Source organism: Serratia sp. CY40230 (assembly GCF_052168835.1).
GTDB lineage: Bacteria > Pseudomonadota > Gammaproteobacteria > Enterobacterales > Enterobacteriaceae > Serratia > Serratia nematodiphila.
This window is the reverse complement of record NZ_JBJNLX010000002.1, coordinates 242,913-264,210: the sequence shown is the minus strand read 5'-3', so window position 1 is coordinate 264,210 and position 21,298 is coordinate 242,913. Positions and strand designations below refer to the sequence as shown.

Sequence of the window (21,298 nt, the reverse complement as noted above, 5' to 3'; positions counted from 1 at the left end):
TTTTATCTCTTTGTTGAAATTTTTAAAATATGACCGAGAAGTTTTTTACTCACGATCAGGTGGTTACGATGCAAGTAGATGAACGAGCGAAGACCACCGCTGGCAATAAGCAACCTGTCCGTCTGGATTATGTCGATTCGATACGAGGAATTGCGGCAATTAGCGTTGTTATTGCGCATTTTCTGGTGCCGGTTTACGGCTATGATAAATTTATATTTTCCCATGTTTTTGATATTGGAAAGATTGGTGTTGTTTTATTCTTTATTATCAGCGGTTTTATTATTCCCTCTAGCTTTCGACGTGAAAACGGCGGGGTGCAGGCATTCTTTATATCTCGGTTATTCAGACTCTATCCCGGGTACTGGTTTTCCTTACTCCTCTATCTAGCGGTGTCTTACAGTTTGGGGCAACAGTTCCCATTGCACCAAATTTTAGCAAACGTCACGATGTTCCAAACGGCTCTGCGTGTTAGGGATATTGTAGGCGTCTACTGGACGCTGTTTATTGAATTGGTCTTTTACTTTATGTGTGTTTGCGCCTTTATTCTCGGGTTGCTCAATAAAGTCCGATTCAACTTTATCGCCTCCTTTGTTATGCTGGGCATTGCCATCATTTTGGCTATCGCCAGAAGTAAATTGGATGAGGCATTCCCCGTCGCTTTGCCACTTGCGTTATCTTTGATGATGTTTGGCGGCATGTGGCGTTCATACCTGCTTGATGGTGATTTGGTCGCGAGGAAATTGTCAGTTTACTATATTGCGGTATTCGCCTGTATCATACCTATCGTGAGCTTCTTTTCTTATGGCAGCGAACCTGGCCATACTATGCGTTACACCATTACCTATTATGTCAGTATGCTTTTATTCGTTCTATTGACGACTCGCCTCAGAATTCATAATAAATTCATGGTCATGATGGGGGTGATTAGCTACTCCGTGTACCTTATCCATCCAAGTTTGTTGATCGTTTATGAGCATTTCACCGCTGATTTCTCAAGTGCTAATCGCTACTTGCTGGGCGTGATCGGTGTACTGCTAACGTTACCTGCGTCCTATCTGGTATACCGGTTTATCGAGTTACCTTCGATAAATCTTGGGCGAAGAGTGAAGTCCAGTATCATAAAAGTAGTGCCTCAGTAATTCTTTTTCTTTCCGTTTTTTCGCGGAACTATACCGGGAATAACGCCGACATGCATAGGCATCTTCATGTTTTTTATGAGGATGCCTTTTTTTATGCCTGAAAATATGGCGATGTTCGTATTTTCAGTGGTTCATCAATATTATTGCAATGTTAACCAATCCTTGTTCTTGCTGACGTATTTCTAATTTCCCATCACATCCCCTTCGGTTCTCCCAATCCCAATTATGTCATCTTTTTTGTATGGTTTTTAATGACCTATCCGAAAGGTTGGCTTCGGCGATATCGCCTGGAACGATAAGATTCGCATCTGCATTTCACGCTTTCGTTATCGGGTTGAAAAATCCTTTTTTGCCATCGTGTTAATGGCTATGCCAATGTTTTTAATCGAAGTAATAATAATCTTAGTGCCTTCCTTGACAGATCCGGCTTTTAGCGACTTTACTAATTTTATACTTATGGGCGCCCAAAGGAGCTATTTAGATAAGCTTAATTTCACAGCTACTAATTCAGTCTTGAATCTATGTGCAAACCCAATCCTCTCTTTGATGCAGCGACTAAGTTGTTGATGCTGCTGACGATAGTTGTGTGGGTCTTATTTTTACCTTATCTCACTTTGGTTAGGAGTTTTTTATGGCTTCTTTAGTTTCTCAGCATCAGGCAGCGGCGATCTTCTATTCGGTATTGGGGCGTACTCCGTCTCTCACCGAGATCGATACTTATGGGCAGCAGCTTCAAACGGGTGCAAAAACGCCAGCGTCGCTGGCGCAAGCCTTGATCAGCTCTACCTCTGGCGCTGCGCTTTACTCCGGGAAAACCGATTCGGAAATTCTGCAGATTATTTACACGCGCGAGTACGGCACTGCAGCGACATCTCAACAGCTGACGGACTTCCTGAATGGCAATACGTTGAGCTCGGCGGTTTCTAATGTCGTCAATGGACTGCTGAACTATACCGGTAGCGATGCGACTATCTTGGCGCAACAGGCGGCTTTCGAAAATAAAGTCGACTCGCTGTTGTATCCTTCGGCGTCCACGAGTGCTCTGGGGCAGGGGGCGGCAGATATCCAGGCGATTCTGCACGTGATCGGCTCTACAGCCACTGCTGACGCGGTTAACTACTTTGGCGCAAAAATCAACGCGGGTATGACGCTGACTCAGGCGGCTGCGGCGAATATCAGTGGTCGTGCATTCCTCACATCGCTGACGGATGATGCATTCATTGCTCGCTTGTTCCAGTTTGGTTATGAGCGTGCGCCTACCGCGGCAGAAGCCTCCAGCTACCTCGCTCTGCTGCAAAACGGTTCTACTCGTGCTGACGTACTGGTAGATATTATCGAAGCGTTGCGTGGCACCGTAGCGGCAGGTGACCAAACCGCACAGCAACACTTCAACAGCGCTACAACGGTCTATCAGGCAGGGCAGCTTCCGGGCCTGTCATACCAGGAACAGGTCGCTGCGGTTTATCTGGGAGTGGCGGAGCGCGGTGTCGATGCTTCCGGTTTGGATACCTGGAGTAAGCAATTGGCGGCCGGTACCTCATACAGCAGCCTGATTGGCAAGCTGGTCGGGTCTGCGGAGTTCCAGCGTAAAGGCGGTCAACTGACCGGCGACGACTTCATTCAACACGTATTTACCGCTGTGCACGGCGTAGCGGCAACGGCTGCCCAGTTAGCCACCTACAGCGCGCTTGGCTCTGATAAATCACTTATCACTCAGGCTATTATCAACGATCTTCGCGGCTCCTCAGCGACGGATGCAGCAACGGTAACGCAGCAACATGGTTTCGAGTTCGACATTGGTACCAGCCTGCTGTACAAAACCTTCGCGTCTCTGACAGCAACAGCCGCCGGCGGTAACGCAACCGGCACCGTCAACACCGGCACGTCGCATCAAGTCAGCAACGCCGAAACAGCGGTACTGACGAATGTGCAACTGAACGCCAATGCCGCCAGCACCGTGAACCTGAAGTTCGCCGACCATCTGGCGAATCTGACCATTAACGGCACCAGCGCAGCAACGGTCAACCTGTCTGACAACGGCGTTAATCCAGGCGTAGATATCACCGTCAATAACGGCAACGTCATCCTGAATGCCAGTTCGGGTGCGGATGACGTAGTCGTCACATCGACGGCAAACATTGCGGCCGGCACGGCGCAGTTTAACCTTGGCGCCGGCAACGACAGCCTGCACTGGGCAGGAAACGGGGTTTCGGGCGGTGCGAACAGCGTCGCGAACACGGTTAAGGCTGATGGTGGCGCGGGTACGGACTCCATCTCCGCCAACTTCATCACCAAAACTGTAGTAACCAATCAAAACGCCCTGGGCGTTCGCACCAGTACTGTGACCAGCAACGCCAATAACTTCTCGAATTTCGAGAAGATCGACCTGACCGGCTATATCGGCAAGTCTGTTGGTACGCTGATTACGACTCCGCTGATCGGTTCACCGACCACCACCAGCGTCACAACACCGATCCACACCTTTGACTTTGGCCTGACCAACGGTACATCCACGGTTGAAGGCACCACGGGCGGCACGGTTACGCAGAACGCAGCTGCCACCAATCTGGGCACGCAAGGATTTGTGATCTCCGGTTTGGCTAACGTCAACGTCATCAACGCCGCCGGCGGCAACGCCGCGCAGCTGGAAGTGAAAGGGGACGCGACCTCCGCCAGTACGCTGAACTTCACCTTCGTGCAGAACGCTACCGATCACTTCAATATCAATTTCGATGCGGTGAGTTCCGCCAATGTGAATGCCGGTGCCATCACCCTGAACAGCAGCAGCAGCGCCCTGTTGGGTACCGCGCTGAGCACGGTGAACGTGGCCTCAGGCGGTACTGGCAGCTTTGATAACATTCTGTCATTGGCTGGCACCAATGCGCAGGTTCAGACCATCAACGTGACCGGTGATCACGCGCTGGATCTGACCCTGGGCAGCGGTTTCAGCAACGTGCGTGATATCAATGCGTCCACCAATACCGCTGGTCTGAATCTCGACTCCAGCCATGGCGGTACCGGTGACGGTATCATCGTTCAGTTGCTGAACATTCTGCCGCTGAGCGTCATTACCACCAACCTGTTGGCGCCAGTGTTGACGGCGTTGGGCCTGAACGGTTACCAAATGACCGTGGAAGGTTCCAGTGCTGCCGATACCCTGGGCGTGATTGGCAACACCACGCTGACCGGTGGCGCAGGTGCCAACACCTATGACATCAAGGCGAGTAACACGCAGGCGGGTGTGACCATCAAGGACTTTAGCAGCCTCAAAGACAAGATTGTCGATGTTAACCATGGCGGCCTGACTATCTCCAATGACGCCAGCGGCACGGCGGTTGCGGACTACGGCACACGTTCCGCAGACACATTGGATGCGCTGTTGGGGACTCTGGTGGGCGGTTTGACCAACGGCGTTATCGGCCTGCTGGGCGGCATTCTCGGTCTGGACAGCAGCAACTCGCTGACGTCGAAAGTGGGTGTGGCATCCGTAGTATTCAGCGGTGGCGGTAATACTGCCAGCTCTTATGTGATTATCGACAACAACGATAACCATGCGCTGGATCTCAACGATACCGTGGTATACCTGACCGGGCAGAATCACCAGCAATTGGTGGATACTTTGCACTACGCGTAAGTAGGGGTTCCAGTGGGAAATAATTCCCATTGAAACTGTTAGTCAATAAATAATACGGGGTGTGTGAACACCCCGTATTCTTTGAATTTTGTGAACCACGTCATTATCTCTGATTTATTCCCTTTCGTACTAAACTCGCTTTGCCCTGTCTACTATTTACCCTACTGTTTTCATTTGTTTTTTTCTGTGGTTCGTGAGGCGATTTTTTTTGCTTACGGCCTTGCTGATATCCGCTTTCTCTACCTATAGTTAGAAAAAGTATCTGCAGTCTCGAGCATGTCTGGGGTGGGGGTTCTTTAGGATTTATTTTACTTTTTTCCTTTTTAGGATTTTCCTTATAAGAGTCCAATGCGGATTTTGACTGACAGTGCACATGATGTAAGGGCAGAAAGTGAATCAATTTATACCGCGCAATGAAATTGCGGATGTTATACGGACTCGCAGTAAGGTTTTTTGGACCGTTGGCATATTTACCGCATTTATTAATTTATTAATGCTAGTTCCTTCTATCTATATGCTCCAGGTTTATGACCGGGTGCTTCCTTCTCGTAATGAAATCACGCTGTTAATGCTGACGCTGATCATGCTGGGCATGTTCGGCATGATGTCGCTGTTGGAATACGTGCGCAGCATGGTGGTGATCCGTATCGGCAGTCAGCTGGATATGCGTCTCAACACGCGAGTCTACACTGCGGCCTACGAGGCGAATCTGAAAAACGGTTCGTCTGACGCCGGCCAGATGCTGAGCGACTTGACCAATCTGCGCCAATTCCTTACCGGCAGCGCGCTGTTCGCCTTCTTTGATGCGCCGTGGTTTCCGATCTATCTGTTGGTGATATTCCTCTTTAACCCTTGGTTGGGGCTTTTCGCCCTGGTCGGTGCGCTGTTGCTGATCGCATTGGCGGTGATCAACGAAATGGTGTCGAAAAAGCCGCTGGCGGAGGCCAGCAAGCTGTCGATTATGTCCGGTACGCTGGCCAGCACCAATCTGCGAAATGCCGAAGTGATCGAGGCTTTGGGGATGTTGCCTAACCTGAAACGCCGGTGGTTCGGTCTGCACCAGCGGTTTTTGAACAGTCAGCGCATCGCCAGCGAACGCGCATCGCGGGTCACATCGATCACCAAGTTTGTGCGCATGTCGCTGCAATCGCTGGTGCTGGGGCTCGGGGGCTGGCTGGCGATCGATGGGCACATTACGCCCGGTATGATGATCGCCGGCTCCATTCTGATGGGGCGAACGCTGGCGCCGATTGAGCAGGTTATTAACGTCTGGAAGAGCTACAGCGCGGCGAAGCTTTCTTATGGCCGGTTGGTCAAGCTGCTGGAAACGCACCCGCAACGTGGTACCGGTATGTCCTTACCTCGTCCGGAAGGGGTACTCGCAGTAGAAGGCGTCACCGCCACGCCGCCGGGCTCCAAAGGCGATGCGGTATTGCATAACGTGAGTTTTGCCATCCAGCCCGGTGACGTGCTGGGGATCATTGGCCCGAGTGCGTCGGGGAAATCGACGCTGGCGCGTTTGCTGGTCGGCATTTGGCCGGTCAGTGAAGGGATTGTTCGGTTGGATAATGCCGACATCTATCAGTGGAACAAGGATGAATTGGGGCCGTATATCGGCTATCTGCCGCAGGACATTGAGCTGTTTGCCGGGACTATCGCCGAGAATATCGCTCGCTTTAACGATATCGACTCAGAGAAAGTCATTGAAGCCGCTAAACTGGCCGGTGTGCACGAACTGATCCTGCGTTTCCCTAACGGCTACGATTCGGTGCTCGGCAACGGTGGCGCTGGGTTGTCCGGTGGACAGAAACAGCGTATCGGCCTGGCGCGCGCCTTGTACGGCGACCCTTCGCTGGTGGTATTGGATGAGCCTAACTCCAATCTGGATGATGCGGGCGAGAAAGCGTTGAACCAGGCCATTATGTTCCTCAAGCAACGTAATAAAACGGTGGTTCTGATTACCCATCGCACCAATTTGCTGTCGATGACCAGCAAGTTGTTGCTGTTGGTGAATGGCAACGTCAACGCGTTCGGCCCGACTCAACAAGTGCTTCAGGCGTTGGCCAATGCGCAAAAAGCGCAGACGCAACAGCCCCAGCAAGCGGTGAGGGCGGTAAATTCTGAGCCGGATGAAGGCAATATCCCAAAAACGCAAATTAATTAAGCCGTGAATTGCCTGATGGCTTTATTGCCGTCTGCAGTTTAAAGGAGTTGGTATGTCGACGCATATTGGCGAGCCGCAAGACTCGTATATTGAAGAGATCCCGCAGGATGAACGGCGGTTTACCCGGATGGGCTGGCTGGTAGTGGGAATTGGTCTGTTCGGATTTTTGGTCTGGGCAGCGTTCGCGCCTCTGGATAAAGGGGTGGCATCACCGGGATCGGTAACCGTTTCCGGCAACCGCAAAACGGTGCAGGCCCCGGCCAGCGGCATCATCAAGAATATCGCGGTGAAAGACGGCGACAAGGTGAAAGCCGGTGAGGTTCTGGTGCAATTGAGCCAGGTGCAGGCACAGGCTCAGGTTGATTCGCTGCGCGATCAGTACTACACCACGCTGGCCACCGAAGGGCGTTTACTGGCTGAACGCGATGGTCTGAGCAAGGTCACTTTTTCCCCTGTTTTCACCCAAGTTAAGGATCAGCCGCGCGTGGCCGAAATCATTGCGTTGCAAACGCAGCTGTTCGCCTCTCGCCGCCAGGGGCTGCAAAGTGAAATTGACGGTTATAAGCAGTCGATGGATGGGATCCGCTTCCAGTTGAAAGGCCTGCAGGATTCGCGCGCCAACAAGCAGATCCAACTTTCCAGCCTGCGTGAGCAGATGAACAGCATGAAGCAACTGGCGGCGGACGGTTATTTGCCGCGCAACCGTTATCTGGAAGTCCAGCGCCAGTTCGCTGAGGTGAACAGCAGCATCGATGAAACCATCGGGCGGATTGGTCAATTGCAAAAGCAGCTGCAGGAATCTCAGCAGCGTATCGATCAGCGCTTCGCCGACTATCAGCGCGAGGTCAGGACGCAACTGGCGCAAACCCAAATGGACGCCAGCGAGTTCCGCAACAAGCTGCAAATGGCCGACTTCGATCTGGGCAACACCGCCATCACCTCACCGGTGGATGGCACCGTGGTCGGATTGAATATTTTCACTCAGGGGGGCGTCGTGGGAGCGGGTGACCACCTGATGGACGTTGTACCCAGCCAGGCGACGCTGGTGGTGGATTCTCGCCTGAAAGTCGATTTGATCGACAAGGTGTACAACGGGTTGCCGGTGGATCTGATGTTTACCGCCTTCAACCAAAACAAAACCCCGAAAATTCCGGGGACGGTCACGTTGGTTTCCGCCGACCGCCTGGTTGACAAAGCCAATGGAGAACCTTACTACCAGATGCAGGTCACGGTCTCGCCGGAGGGCATGAAGATGCTCAGTGGCGAGGACATCAAGCCGGGGATGCCGGTCGAGGTGTTCGTGAAAACGGGCTCACGCTCGCTGCTGAGTTATCTGTTTAAACCTATTTTGGATCGCGCTCATACTTCATTAACCGAGGAATAATTTTGATTCAATCAAAACGACAGGCTGCCGGTCTGGTTATCGGCACCCTTTTGTTTGCGATATCTGCGCCGGTTTATTCGATAGGGATTTTAGACGCATATTCGCTGGCATTAGAAAAGGACCCGACCTACCGGGCGGCTATAAAAGAGAAAGAAGCGGGAGATGAGAACGAAAACATCGGCAGGGCGGGGCTGCTGCCGAAGGTATCGCTGAACTACCAGAATTCGCCGCGCAACTGGCAAACGCAGAAGTACCCGGCGAGTGACATTTTTGGAAATAGCCTTGGAGAGGCAACCAAGCGACAACAGTATCGCAGCCATTCCAGTTCGATCACGCTGACGCAGCCGCTATTCGACTATGAAGCGTACGCCCGCTACAAAGCCGGCGTGGCACAGACGATGATGTCGGACGAGCGCTATCGCGGCAAGTTGCTGGATCTCGCTGTTAGGGTGATTAACGCCTATGTTGAAGTCGCCTATTCCAAGGATCAAATCGCGTTGGCCGAAGCGCAAAAGGCGGCTTACAAGGAACAGCTGACCTTGAACGATCGCCTGATGAGCGCGGGTGAAGGTACCATTACCGACGTATCGGAAACCCAGGCGCGCTACAGCCTAGCCGAAGCGCAGGTAATTGAAGCGCGCGACGCGCTGGACGCCGCACAGCGCGAGCTGGAAGTGATTATCGGCATGCCGCTGAACCAACTGGATGAATTGCAGGTCTTGCGGCCGGGCAAGTTCAAGGTGGCACCGCTGATCCCGTCCAAGTTCGAAGATTGGCAGAAGATCGCGCTGGAGAACAACCCGGTGCTGGCCGCGTCGCGTCATGGCGTGGATGCCGCCAAGTATGATGTCGAAAGGAATCGTGCGGGCTTTATGCCGCAGGTTCAGCTGTATGCTTCGCATTCGGAAAACGATTCCAGCAGCGATAATACGGTTAACCAGAAATACCGTACCGACAGCATCGGCGTGCAGGTCAGCATGCCTATTTATTCCGGCGGCGGCGTTTCGGCGTCGACCCGGCAGGCGGCGGCGCGCTATGGCCAGGCGATGTATGAAATGGATGCACAGACGGGCACCACGCTCAACGATCTGCGCAAGCAATACAATTTGTGCATCAGCAGCCGCGCTAAGGTGGCGGCCTATGAGTTGGCGGTACAATCGGCTACTACACAGGTGACGGCGACTCGGCAGAGCGTGCTGGCCGGGCAACGTGTCAACGTCGATGTGCTCAACGCCGAACAGCAGCTCTATAGCGCCCAACGCGATCTGGCCTCCGCCAAGTACGCCTACATCAAATCATGGATCACCTTGCTGAGCGATTCCGGTACGTTGGATGAAAAAGATGTTATGCGGGTCGCGCAGTATTTTTCCCGCAGTCGCTAATCCGGTTTTGCGACGAGGCAAGTATTTATCTGAAAGGGAGCAGCGTTAAGCTGCTCTTTTTGTTTTGTTGCGCTATGTTATCGGTCGGTGGCCGCGTGCCTGATTTTCGTTCGTTTGCCAGAGGGGCCGCTGTATCAACCGGTTGTATTAAATCGCTGCCTCCGGCGCAGTTAAGCTGCGTGATAACGCAGAGAGCGCGGCGAGAGAGAACGAACCGTTGCCGTTTATGGTGCTTTACGGTCGATGAGCCGTAAGCTCTTGATGACCGAAAAGGATGCGTGATTCTACGTTTTATTTAAAATAGGCCTATGGCTTTAGGCGGCTGTTTTTCTTGAGCGCGTTGGGCGCGAGTGAGGGGTTTGTATGGCGGTTTTAGTTACTGGCGGAGCCGGTTACATCGGTTCACATACCGTTTTGATGCTGTTGGAGCGCGGTGAAGAGGTGGTGGTGTTGGACAATCTGTCGAACTCGTCAGCGGAGTCTTTACACCGCGTAGAGAAACTGACGGGAAAAGCCGCCGTGTTTTACCAAGGCGATGTTCAGGATGTTGAATGCCTGCATCGCATCTTTGAAGCGCACTCGATTACCGGTGTGATCCACTTCGCCGGTCTTAAGGCAGTAGGGGAGTCTACGCGTAAACCGCTGGAATACTATCAGAATAATGTCACCGGAACGTTGGTGTTACTGGACGCTATGCGCCGCGCCGGCGTGTATGCGTTTATCTTTAGTTCGTCCGCTACCGTTTATGGTGCCCATTCACCGGTGCCTTATGTCGAGACGACACCGATCGGCGGCACGACAAGCCCTTATGGCACGTCTAAGCTGATGGTGGAGCAGATCCTGCAAGATGTCGCCAAGGCTGAGCCGCAATTTTCGATTATTGCCTTGCGCTACTTTAATCCGGTAGGCGCCCATGAGTCGGGGTTGATCGGTGAAGATCCTAACGGTATTCCCAATAACCTGTTGCCCTACATCTCGCAGGTGGCCATCGGCAAGCTTGAAAAGCTGGGTATTTTCGGCGGGGATTATCCGACGACCGATGGGACGGGAGAGCGCGACTACATCCATGTCATGGATCTGGCCGAAGGCCACCTGAAAGCGATGGATCATCTGCCGACGCTCAGCGGATTTAAGGCCTATAACCTTGGGGCGGGTGTAGGTCACTCGGTACTGGCGATGGTTCAGGCATTCGAAAAAGCCTCGGGGGTCACGATCCCTTACCAAATATTACCGCGTCGCGAAGGCGATCTGCCTGCCTTCTGGGCGAACGCCGATCTGGCTTATCAGGAGCTGGGGTGGAAAGTTCGTCGGGGCCTTGATGATATGATGCGTGATACTTGGAACTGGCAGAAGAAAAATCCTAAGGGTTTTCAGCGCTGAGCATGCAATTCAACCCCACCGTTTATCGGAAAGGATAAACGGTGGGGGCACAAACACCTATTGGCAATCAGTAAGTAATACTTGATAAATTGTAAGCAGTCTCTTAGAAAGCACATCAGAACTTCCTACTAAAGTTCCTATATTTTATTTTAAAACCATTGGGTTAAATCTCATCTCCGAACAAGAACCGCACAAATTAAGCGTATTTTTTTACGTTACGGTGTCGGATGTTTTTGCAAATTGTGCTAGTCTCTCAGACCTTCGCGGACCCTATATTATTTCTGTCATATGCACGCGAGTTTGTTTAAGGTTCGTTCAAAAAGACCTCAAACGTGAAGTGTAAACTCGGTGGCGGCGCGTGTTTATAAGCATAATTCTAGGTCTCTGGGTAACGTTTTTCGTGAGTAAATTTCTAATGAAAGTGATAGAGACGCAGGTTGAAGGTGTAAAGCTGATTGAACCCAAAGTGTTTGGCGACCAGCGTGGTTTTTTCTTGGAAACATTCCAAAAAAGTCGATATCAGGAGCTGCTCGGCATTGATGCGGAGTTCGTACAAGATAACCACTCCCGTTCAGCGCGTGGCGTCTTGCGGGGATTGCATTTTCAAACGGCAAAACCGCAAGGCAAGTTGGTGAGGGTGGTACGCGGCGAGGTCTACGATGTGGTCGTCGATATTCGTCCTGAGTCGCCGACGTTCAAAAAGTGGGTTGGCGTCTATCTGTCCGAAGAGAACAAAAACCAGCTTTGGGTTCCGCCTGGTCTCGCCCATGGTTTTGTCGTAGTTTCGGACTCGGCTGATTTTGAATATAAATGCACTGATTACTATGATCCAAGTAATGAAGGGTGCCTGCTGTGGAACGATCCGGAAGTAGGTGTCGAATGGCCAGTCAGCGAGCCGCTGTTGTCGCCAAAGGATCTGCAGGGAAAACTGTTTAGAGAGCTTTTTTAATGCGTGTACTTTTGACCGGTGCTGCAGGGCAGTTGGGGCGCTGTTTGACAGACCGCTTTCCTGCTAACTGGACCTTGCTGGCGACTGACAGCCTGCAGTTAGACATTACCGATGCTGCAGCCATAGCGGTTACGGTCGAACAGTTTAAACCGGATGCCATTGTTAATGCCGCTGCTTATACTGCAGTAGATAAGGCGGAATCGGAGCCTGAGAAGGCTCGGATGATTAACGTGGATGGGCCAGCCTTCTTGGCTGCAGCGGCAGCCAGATTGGATATCCCGCTGGTGCATATATCGACTGATTATGTTTTTGACGGCACTGCGACTGAGCCATATTGCGAAACGGCGCCATGCTCGCCGGCAAGTGTTTATGGTCAGACCAAGTTTGATGGTGAATGCGCTGCCCTTAAAGCTAATTCTAAGACTGTGGTAATTAGAACCGCCTGGGTTTTTAGTGAATATGGCAACAATTTTGTAAAAACCATGTTAAGAGTAGGGGCGCAGCGCAGTGAGCTTGGCGTAGTTAGTGACCAATATGGTTGCCCAACATACGCTGGGGATATCGCTAGCGTGATTATCAGCATGTTGTCAAATCCGCATCTGCCTTATGGTATCTATCACTACTGTGGAGACAGTGCAGTTTCGTGGTTCGGTTTTGCGAAGGCCATCTTTGAAGAGGCTCAAGCCAGCTCATTATATGCGCATCAGGTGAAAGTTAATCCTATTGCTACGCATGAATACCCGACGCCTGCCTCCAGACCTGCCTATTCGATACTAAGCACTGAAAAGATTCGTGCCTTGGAACTTAGTCCAAGCCCATGGAGACAACAGCTTAATCCTGTTCTTAATAAGATATTATCTCAGTGATGCCCCGTTATTGAGCAAGATTAAAGGGGGATACTGCTATCCCCTTTACCGTTTCTGTCCGGCTGATGTAGTAGCCATAGGTACTGAGCTAAGCATTCCTGGACCGCGACTGCTTTGTTACAGCAACAAATTTGGGTTGAGGAATCAGATACAGCATGGCTGTAGTAAAAGAAAAATATCAGATAGTTGCATCTATCGTTTTATTCAACCACAGCTATGCGCAAGTAGCGGCGACACTGACATCTCTCTTGGCAGAATGCTGTGTCGATAAGATAGTTCTGGTTGACAACGGTGGGGCAGGTTGGGCAGCTTCATTATGTAATGATCGAATCTGTTACATTAATTCTGGATGTAATGGTGGCTTTGGGCGTGGTCATAATCTGGCTATGAGAGAGTACCTTGACCAATGCGATTATTTTTTGATCTGCAATCCAGATATCAGTTTCGAAGCAGGTTCTTTAGTGTGTTTGCATCAGTTCGCGTATGAAGGCGGGCATCAGTTTGTCTCTCCGCGGATACATTACAGTGATGGCCGCTTTCAGTACAGTTGCCGATTGCTGCCGACGCCAGCAAACCTGCTATTACGCCGCTTTTTGCCTCGCCTTAGCGCCCAAATGGATATGTCTTACGAACTCCACATGGCTGATTATAAAAAAGTATTTTCTGTGCCAACGGTGTCGGGTTGTTTTATGCTCATCGCTTCTCCTCTACTGAAGAGGCTTGGAGGGTTCGATGAGCGTTATTTCATGTATATGGAAGATATAGATCTGTGTCGCAGAGCTTTGTCGCATACAGAGATCGTTTACTTTTCGGGAGCTACCATTACACATGTTTTTGGTAAGGGATCTTATGAGAATGTGGCATTGCTTGGGCACCATATACGTTCGGCCTTTACCTATTTTAACAAATGGGGTTGGTTTTTTGATAGAGATCGCAAAAAAATCAATATGTTGTGCTTGAGGAGTATTCCGATGACCTCCCCTGCAGAGAGATTGTAACATTGTGTCTCATGTCGTTGCGCCTGGGGAACTGATGAGTATGCTCAAGAAGCAGAGGAGTCTGTAGACTCGGCGGCGATGAAGACTTGCTGTAAAAGGCAAATTCGTCATGATTTTAAACAGCTAACTAACTGTAGAATAAGTAAAAATAGACCTAGTTGCCACCCTTACGTACTCTGGTTGCGAAACGCCAGGGGCGGTAGCGTGCCTCAGCGCTATTGGTAGGGGTTTACTCGCTCGGACTTGAGCGATGAGCAGGGTTGCTATCACCTGATTTTGCTGGCTGGCAATAAGCTGGAACAGATTTTTAGCATTTGGCTGTAGTGCAGCAAGGCCGCCATAATTGGATAACTTGCACATTTAATGTACATGGTCGCTAAATTTCGCCGGAAATGAAACATAGGCAGGAAGATGCCATGAGGATAAAAACGGTCACGTCGAGGATATAAAATGTCAACACCCTTCACAGATAGTCACAAAGTTGCCATTCTAATGGGGACTTATCAAGGGGAACGATATATTTTAGAACAGCTCGAATCGTTTAAAGCCCAAAGTTATAAGAATTGGCAAATTTATGTCTCAGATGATGGTTCAACAGATGAAACACTTAGTAAAATAGAGCGATTTTCTACTGAAAATAAAATTAATATTTCTATCGTATCAGGCCCTAAAACCGGATTTGTTAGTAATTTTCTTTCGCTCTTATCCAAGGTTGATCTTGACGATGGTTACTATTCATTTTCTGATCAAGATGATATTTGGCATAACGATAAAATTGAGCGGGCGGTGAATTGGTTGGCCAGTCAACCTTCGTCGAAACCGGCACTATATTGCTCCAGAACGCATATTGTCAATGAAAATGGCGGTGATTTAGGTTTCTCATATCCTTTTACCGTTGAACCGTCATTCACTAATTCACTGATTCAGAATATTGGTGGTGGAAATACCATGGTGTTCAATCAGGCCGCACGTGACGTTATCGTCAAGGCTGGGATCGTCGATGTGATTACCCATGATTGGTGGATATATATCTTGATAACCGGTGTCGGTGGAGTGGTTCATTATGATGCGGAGCCAAGCCTGGATTATCGTCAACATGTCGGCAACGCGATTGGTTTTGACTCCGTATCCAAAAGAAGACTGTCGAAGTTGAGCAAACTATTGAGCGGTGAATCCAGAGGGTGGCATGCTGCAAATATTGCGGCGCTGGAAAAAAATCGCGAGTGCTTAACTTCTGAGAACAAGCAGAAACTTCATTGGTTTAGAAAGATACACGACGCCAACTGGTTAGTTAGAAACTTCTACTATTTTAAACTCGGGTTATATCGACAAGGCTTTTTCGATAACGTGGGTGTGTTTTTATTAGTGCAACTAAAAAAAATATAACGGTTGTGGAAAATAAACTTGTGGATTTTTAAATAAGGTGTACTCGTAATGCAACGCTTTTCCATCAGCCCACTTGAAATGATTTCAAGTGTATGGCGCAACAGATTCTTGATTAAAACAACGGCTATCCGTGAAGTGCAAGGCCGGTACCGTGGATCTTTTATGGGTATCGTATGGTCCTTATTAACACCACTTTTTATGCTAACGGTTTATACGTTTGTATTTAGCGAGATTTTTAAGGCAAGATGGCATGGCGGTAGCGCGTCAAAAGGTGAGTTCGCCCTGGTTTTATTCGCGGGGCTCATTGTTTTTAATTTCTTCTCCGAATGCCTTAATAAAGCGCCACAAATAATTCTCGGTAATGTGAATTATGTGAAAAAAGTCGTCTATCCGTTAGAGGTTTTACCTGTGGTCTCGCTGGCCTCTGCCCTTTTTCAGTTGGTGATTAGTCTAATTGTTTGGCTGGCTGCGTATTGTGTTTTCTTTGGTATCCCACACCTTACGGTTCTTTATTTTCCGTTAATTCTCGTGCCGTTGGTCCTGATTACTCTGGGGATTAGTTGGTTTTTGACCGCGATGGGTGTTTTCCTTAGGGATATAAATCAGTTTATCGGCTTGTTTACTACGGCCTTAATGTTTATGAGCCCGGTTTTTTATTCTGCAGATATTTTACCAGAGAATTTTAGACGGCTAATGTATTTAAATCCGCTCACAACAGTGATAGAGCAAACTAGAAATATCCTTTATTGGGGAAAGTCGCCCGACTTTGAAGTATTGAGTGTTTATTGGTTGGCATCTATTGTTGTCGCTTGGTTAGGTTTTGTCTGTTTCCAGAAAACGCGCAAGGGGTTCGCAGATGTGCTCTGAATATGCTATTCGGGTTAGTAATCTGAGTAAATGTTATCAAATCTACGATCGGCCTTCAGACAGATTAAAACAGTCTATATATTCTGGAGCCAGGCGGTTCCTGGGAAAAGGAACGAAGCCGCTTTTCCGTGAGTTTTGGGCGTTGAAGGATATTAGCTTTAATATCAAAAAGGGTGAGTCTGTCGGGATTATTGGTCAGAACGGTTCAGGGAAGTCAACGTTATTGCAGCTCATTTGCGGTACGTTAAGCCCCACTGATGGAACAGTTAAGACTAGCGGACGGATAGCTGCCCTGCTGGAGTTAGGGTCAGGTTTTAACCCTGAGTTTACCGGCCGCGAGAACGTTTATATGAACGCCGCCGTATTAGGGATGAGTCAGGCTGAGATTAATGCCAGGTTTGATGAAATACTTGTTTTTGCAGATATCGGTGAGTTTATTGATCAGCCGACCAAGACTTATTCCAGTGGGATGCTGGTACGTCTCGCCTTCGCGGTTCAGGTATGCATAGAGCCTGATATTTTGATCGTTGATGAAGCCTTGGCGGTGGGGGATGCATTGTTCCAGAAGCGTTGTTTCGAACGTATGGACCGGCTACGCACGAACGGCACCACCTTACTCTTTGTCTCTCATGATCAAGAATCTGTTCGCACGATGACCAACAGAGCCATCTTTTTAGAGCATGGCGTCATTAAATTTGCAGGAACCTCCGCCGACGCATTGCTGGAATACCGTAAATCCTTGCATGAGCTTGAATCTAAACGTTTGAATCAGGTGGCTCAACACTTAAAAGCAAAGAGTCAACATGCGCGACAGGTTCAACAGTCCGCGTCTGACACGGCAGCTAAAGCCGCGGATGTCGCTGTTTCCACCGAAACTGCGCCGCTGTCTGAACGTTTGAAAGCTTTTTCATTCGGCGATCTTGATGCCGAAGTTTTGGATGTGGCGCTGCTGAATGCCAAAGGGGAGCCCTGTTCTCACTTTGATCCCAGAGATAAGGTAACGGTTATCGTACATTGCCGCGCCCATGCCAATTTGACCCATTTAAATGTGGGGTTGCGAATTAGAAATAAAGAAGGGGTCAAGATTTATTCTTGGGGTACGCTTAATCAGGATATGGCTATTCGCAGTCAGGTTCAGAAAGAGGGTGAGGTATTCTGGGAAAAGTCCTTTGAAAAAGACGACGAATTTGAGGTCAGGTTTGAATTCATCTGTGGCTTAGGCCCAAATCTATATGAAATTCAGGCATCAATAACTGAAGAAGGCAAGCCTTATTACGCTGAGCAACGGATGATTCATTGGATTGATGAGGCTGCATTTTTTACTGTTACCAGCGAACCTCAATCGTACCATTTTGGTGGAGTTGTCGATCTGCGTATGATTAGTCAACTACAGGAACGTAACTAATGAATTCAGAACAAGACAATGCTTTTGAAAAAAACTGGGATGACAAAGAGTTAAGCAAAATGAAAAGAATCGATAATGCCTTTGACGTTTCAGAAGAAATACTTAACGCTTGCGGTGGGCGAAAATTCCTGAACATTGGTTGCGGTGATGGCGCGTTGGTTCAGGCATTACTGTCAAGCGGAATGGATGCCTATGGTGTGGATACATCGGCAAGTGCGATCCAGCATTGTGAAAAATTGATGCCTAATCGCTTCAAACAAGGCACGATAGAGAAATTACCTTTCGAAACCCAATCATTCGATACTGCTATCCTGACTTATACACTGGAGGATCTATCGGAAGAGGCTCTGCGTGCCGGGTTGGCAGAAGTTCGTCGCGTAACCCGCCGCTCCGTCTATGTGCGAGTCAGTACCGTAGCGGCGTCGGAAATCGAAGCCTCTCACATCGGCCGGAACAGAAATGCGTGGGAAACCCTCTTTTTTGACGCAGGCTTTCGAAAGCATCCTTCTTACTATTTGCTTAAAGATTATGAGTCGTTCGAGCATGAGGGTGATGAGGTTACGATCCTGTTTGAATGCATACCGGATGAAGCATTGTCGCGTTATCCACTGGATGCGTTGAAAGAAGAACGCGATCTGCATATGGATATGACCCGTGAGACCGGCGAGCGCTCCGATGCACATATTGCGCGTTATCAGTGGGCCGCGACGTTTGTGCGTCCTGGCGATACGGTGCTCGATGCCGCTTGCGGATTGGGATACGGAAGCTATCTCATCCAATGCGGAACGATGGCCGCGAAGACGCTGGGTATTGATGGCAGCGACTATGCTATCCAATATGCGCAAAGTAGCTTCGCTTCTCAGGTTCCTGCACTGAGTTTTTCACTGGGTATGTTGCCGGAGGCGCTGAAAGATATCGCCGATAACTCAGTGGATTTGGTTATTTCCTTTGAAACGTTGGAACATGTGCCTGAGCCTAAGGCGCTGCTGGCTGAGTTTCATCGGGTTTTAACGCCTGGAGGGAGAATTATCGTCAGCGTTCCGAATGATTGGAGCGATGAGTCTGGAGAAGATCCTAACCCCTTCCATCTTCATGTTTATACACTCGATAAGTTGCGTGATGAGCTTAAAAAGCATTATGACTTTGAACAACTTGTCGTTCAGTCGGCCACGCACTATAAAAATGGGCCAGGTAGCAAGGAGTGGGTGCCGGCTAAGCGTGAACTTTATGCTGTGCCGAGCCATATCTCATTGCAAGAGGCGCCAAAAGCGGAGTGGTGGCTCGCGGTTGGCATGAAGCCTGCGTTGGCAGGGATATCAGTGCCTTACCGCGAAACGCAATTCGGCACTTACGAAGATGATAAAGCCTGGAATGTCACGGCATTCTCTCGTGATTATAAGAATCCCTGGCTGGTGCGTTCGATGGTGGATATTGGCCACCGCATGAAAAATAAAGAAGAACTGGTTGCGCTTTGTGAGGCCGTTTATCAGCAAAACAAAGATAACAGTGCTGATGCCGGCGCCGCACTTTGCGTACTCGGTTATCAATTAATAAATGCCAGATCCACAACGGCCTTTTCAGACATATTGCATTTCAATAATAAAGTCGAGATGTACATTGATGCGCAGCCGGTAACGCCACATGGCATCCGATGGACAGTCTCGCTGCTTTTTGTGACCGGAAAGCTTTGGTTGATGGCCGGTGATAGCGAAAAGGCAAAGCAGGCCTTTGAAAAGTGCATTGCGATCGACCCTCTTGCTTTTAGCCCGCTGTTGGCGAACAGAACCATTGAGGCTTGCCAACTATTAGGCGTCATCGCTCTGAGTCATGGGAACAAAGAACAAGCGAGCCACTATTGGCGGCAGGGGATCGCTACGGCGCAACGCGCCTTGGCTGCTGATTGGAAGCTGAGCCTCGGTGACGTGAATAAGCCCATTGAATTCGGGCTGCCAGAATTATCCTCTATACTTGACTATGCAAGTACATGTGCTTATGCGCTGACTAATATCGATTCCTTCGAGAATAAGCCATGGTGGTGGCTGCAGCTGCGTCGTAGTGCAGGCATGCAAGCGGCGAACATGAGGAGGGAAATCACGAGTCTAAACGAGTCGTTGCGTGAGAAAAACGTGATGGCGCAAAATGCGGATGCCGCAGTGCAGGAGAATTATCTGCAAACTGAGCAACTGTTATCCGCGTTGGCAAGTAAAGAAAAAATTGCGGAAGAGATTTATCAGGCTTTGTTAAATAAAGATAGCTTGTTAAGTGAGTTAGGAAAAGTCATGTACGATAAGGATGCAACCTTGAATGATTTGAATTCCAAGTTGCAAGAAAACAGCCAACATATCGAAGAATTGGTTTCAGCGCTAATAGCTAAAGAAGAAGCTATAACCAAACTCAATCACACCGTATTGCTCAAAGAACAGGCGATCGTTGAACAAACCAAGACGATCCAGCAACTTAACGGGCAGTTGAATTCTCGACTGATTCGTCTGAGAAACGTTGCCGGGCAGCCCTTGAGCATGAGAAAGATTCTGCATATGGGGTACCTGATGACCTCTTTGGTTACCCCAAAACGGGTACGGGATTCGTTAGCACCTGTCATTAGCCGACTGCGAGCAAGAGTGGCCACTCGTCCGGCAGTGGCGGCAATCGAAACCGGAGATAAGGCCCCTCAGCGTGGTCATCAGGTTCTGGTGCCTCAGGCTAAGGAGAATGCGCCGCAAATAGTGCATATCATCGCCAACTTTATGACCGGGGGATCTTCCCGCCTGGTTGCTGATTTGATTGAGTATTTGGGGAAAGACTACAAGCAAGCCATTCTGACCAGCTATATTCCTGATCCGCCTGCTTACCTGGGCGTCGATATTGAGGAGTGCCGTTTCCCTGAAGATACCGCACCTTTTGTAGAATATTATAATCGTCGTAAGCCTGACTTCATTCATGTCCATTACTGGGGAGATGTAGATGAACCTTGGTATGCTAAGGCGATAGAAGCTGCAAGAATATTAAACATTCCAGTAATTGAGAATATCAATACGCCAATTGCTCCGCATTTATCTGATGCGGTAAAACGTTATGTTTACGTGAGCGATTATGTCCGTCATGTATTTGGTCAGAATAAAGATTCACATGTCACTGTGTATCCTGGTTCTGATTTCTCACACTTTATGCGTGCAGCTGAAGAGCCTGTTCCGCAAGACTGTGTGGGTATGGTTTATCGGCTTGAGAACGATAAGCTTAATGAAGATGCTATCAAACCATTTATTTTTATTGCTCAGAAACGACCACAAACGAAAGTGCTCATCGTAGGTGGCGGAAGTTTGTTGGCGCCATTCCAGCAAGCCGTTAAAGACGCGGGGGTTGAGGCTAACTTTGAGTTTACCGACTATGTGGAATACAGCACATTGCCGGATTATTACCGCCGCATGTCATTATTTGTCGCTCCAGTCTGGAAAGAAAGCTTTGGCCAGGTAAGTCCTTTTGCCATGAATATGCGTGTGCCGGTGATTGGCTACGATATCGGTGCTATCAGCGAAATTGTTAACTCTAAATCCATGCTGGCGCCTGCGGGCGATGCCGAAAAACTGGCGGATATTGCAATTGCATTGCTGAATGATGAAGCACGACGTAATGAACTAGGGAAAGAACATCAGCAGCGGGCCAAAGATAATTTCTCCGTACAGGCTATGATCAACGCTTATGATCATCTGTATGCTGACATGATTAAAAAATAAAGTGATTAAT

13 protein-coding genes are annotated in these 21,298 nt (G+C 49.3%); all 13 read left to right on the top strand.

Annotation, left to right across the window (positions count from 1 at the left end; all coding sequences use genetic code 11):
* Nucleotides 1-68: 68 nt before the first annotated feature.
* The 13 genes from ACJ8IJ_RS08390 to ACJ8IJ_RS08330 all read left to right on the top strand — a co-directional run bounded on the left by ACJ8IJ_RS08390 (nucleotide 69) and on the right by ACJ8IJ_RS08330 (nucleotide 21,288).
* Nucleotides 69-1,139: an acyltransferase family protein gene (locus tag ACJ8IJ_RS08390; RefSeq protein ID WP_033645821.1), complete on the top strand. Its 1,071-nt coding sequence runs from the start codon at nucleotides 69-71 to the stop codon at nucleotides 1,137-1,139.
* A 631-nt stretch (nucleotides 1,140-1,770) separates the two neighbouring features.
* Nucleotides 1,771-4,773, top strand: coding sequence for a beta strand repeat-containing protein (locus ACJ8IJ_RS08385; protein ID WP_442518526.1), 3,003 nt, complete (start codon nucleotides 1,771-1,773; stop codon nucleotides 4,771-4,773).
* Between the two features lie 391 nt (nucleotides 4,774-5,164).
* The gene (locus ACJ8IJ_RS08380; protein ID WP_031299834.1) at nucleotides 5,165-6,937 is read left to right on the top strand and encodes a type I secretion system permease/ATPase; all 1,773 of its coding nucleotides are present in this window, start codon (nucleotides 5,165-5,167) and stop codon (nucleotides 6,935-6,937) included.
* Nucleotides 6,938-6,989: 52 nt separating this feature from the next.
* Nucleotides 6,990-8,321: an HlyD family type I secretion periplasmic adaptor subunit gene (locus ACJ8IJ_RS08375; protein ID WP_015377237.1), complete on the top strand. Its 1,332-nt coding sequence runs from the start codon at nucleotides 6,990-6,992 to the stop codon at nucleotides 8,319-8,321.
* Between the two features lie 2 nt (nucleotides 8,322-8,323).
* On the top strand, nucleotides 8,324-9,703 hold the full coding sequence (locus ACJ8IJ_RS08370; protein WP_049187388.1) for a TolC family outer membrane protein: 1,380 nt from the start codon (nucleotides 8,324-8,326) through the stop codon (nucleotides 9,701-9,703).
* 363 nt (nucleotides 9,704-10,066) lie between these two features.
* Nucleotides 10,067-11,083, top strand: a complete 1,017-nt coding sequence (gene galE, locus ACJ8IJ_RS08365; RefSeq protein WP_049187389.1) for a UDP-glucose 4-epimerase GalE — start codon at nucleotides 10,067-10,069, stop codon at nucleotides 11,081-11,083.
* 415 nt (nucleotides 11,084-11,498) lie between these two features.
* The gene (rfbC, locus tag ACJ8IJ_RS08360; RefSeq protein WP_004938850.1) at nucleotides 11,499-12,032 is read left to right on the top strand and encodes a dTDP-4-dehydrorhamnose 3,5-epimerase; all 534 of its coding nucleotides are present in this window, start codon (nucleotides 11,499-11,501) and stop codon (nucleotides 12,030-12,032) included.
* Nucleotides 12,032-12,898, top strand: coding sequence for a dTDP-4-dehydrorhamnose reductase (rfbD, locus tag ACJ8IJ_RS08355; RefSeq protein WP_004938847.1), 867 nt, complete (start codon nucleotides 12,032-12,034; stop codon nucleotides 12,896-12,898). The genes rfbC and rfbD overlap by 1 nt, the downstream gene beginning before the upstream one ends.
* A gap of 155 nt (nucleotides 12,899-13,053) precedes the next feature.
* The gene (locus tag ACJ8IJ_RS08350; RefSeq protein ID WP_004938844.1) at nucleotides 13,054-13,896 is read left to right on the top strand and encodes a glycosyltransferase; all 843 of its coding nucleotides are present in this window, start codon (nucleotides 13,054-13,056) and stop codon (nucleotides 13,894-13,896) included.
* A 450-nt stretch (nucleotides 13,897-14,346) separates the two neighbouring features.
* Entirely contained in the window at nucleotides 14,347-15,282 is a 936-nt protein-coding gene (locus ACJ8IJ_RS08345) for a glycosyltransferase family 2 protein (protein WP_033645817.1), read from the top strand.
* A 48-nt stretch (nucleotides 15,283-15,330) separates the two neighbouring features.
* Complete coding sequence (locus tag ACJ8IJ_RS08340) at nucleotides 15,331-16,149, top strand: ABC transporter permease (RefSeq protein ID WP_004938838.1); 819 nt, start codon at nucleotides 15,331-15,333, stop codon at nucleotides 16,147-16,149.
* A gap of 142 nt (nucleotides 16,150-16,291) precedes the next feature.
* Nucleotides 16,292-17,554: an ABC transporter ATP-binding protein gene (locus ACJ8IJ_RS08335; RefSeq protein WP_239664289.1), complete on the top strand. Its 1,263-nt coding sequence runs from the start codon at nucleotides 16,292-16,294 to the stop codon at nucleotides 17,552-17,554.
* Nucleotides 17,554-21,288 (top strand): methyltransferase domain-containing protein, encoded by a 3,735-nt coding sequence (locus tag ACJ8IJ_RS08330; RefSeq protein WP_442518525.1) that lies wholly within the window; start codon nucleotides 17,554-17,556, stop codon nucleotides 21,286-21,288. The genes ACJ8IJ_RS08335 and ACJ8IJ_RS08330 overlap by 1 nt, the downstream gene beginning before the upstream one ends.
* Nucleotides 21,289-21,298 lie beyond the last annotated feature (10 nt).

Bases quoted from the DNA above. Each gene is read 5' to 3' on its own strand.
- galE (WP_049187389.1), top strand. From the start codon at position 10,067: ATGGCGGTTTTAGTTACTGGCGGAGCCGGTTACATCGGTTCACATACC.
- ACJ8IJ_RS08345 (WP_033645817.1), top strand. From the start codon at position 14,347: ATGTCAACACCCTTCACAGATAGTCACAAAGTTGCCATTCTAATGGGG.
- ACJ8IJ_RS08330 (WP_442518525.1), top strand. From the start codon at position 17,554: ATGAATTCAGAACAAGACAATGCTTTTGAAAAAAACTGGGATGACAAA.
- rfbD (WP_004938847.1), top strand. From the start codon at position 12,032: ATGCGTGTACTTTTGACCGGTGCTGCAGGGCAGTTGGGGCGCTGTTTG.
- ACJ8IJ_RS08350 (WP_004938844.1), top strand. From the start codon at position 13,054: ATGGCTGTAGTAAAAGAAAAATATCAGATAGTTGCATCTATCGTTTTA.
- ACJ8IJ_RS08390 (WP_033645821.1), top strand. From the start codon at position 69: ATGCAAGTAGATGAACGAGCGAAGACCACCGCTGGCAATAAGCAACCT.
- ACJ8IJ_RS08340 (WP_004938838.1), top strand. From the start codon at position 15,331: ATGCAACGCTTTTCCATCAGCCCACTTGAAATGATTTCAAGTGTATGG.
- rfbC (WP_004938850.1), top strand. From the start codon at position 11,499: ATGAAAGTGATAGAGACGCAGGTTGAAGGTGTAAAGCTGATTGAACCC.
- ACJ8IJ_RS08375 (WP_015377237.1), top strand. From the start codon at position 6,990: ATGTCGACGCATATTGGCGAGCCGCAAGACTCGTATATTGAAGAGATC.
- ACJ8IJ_RS08385 (WP_442518526.1), top strand. From the start codon at position 1,771: ATGGCTTCTTTAGTTTCTCAGCATCAGGCAGCGGCGATCTTCTATTCG.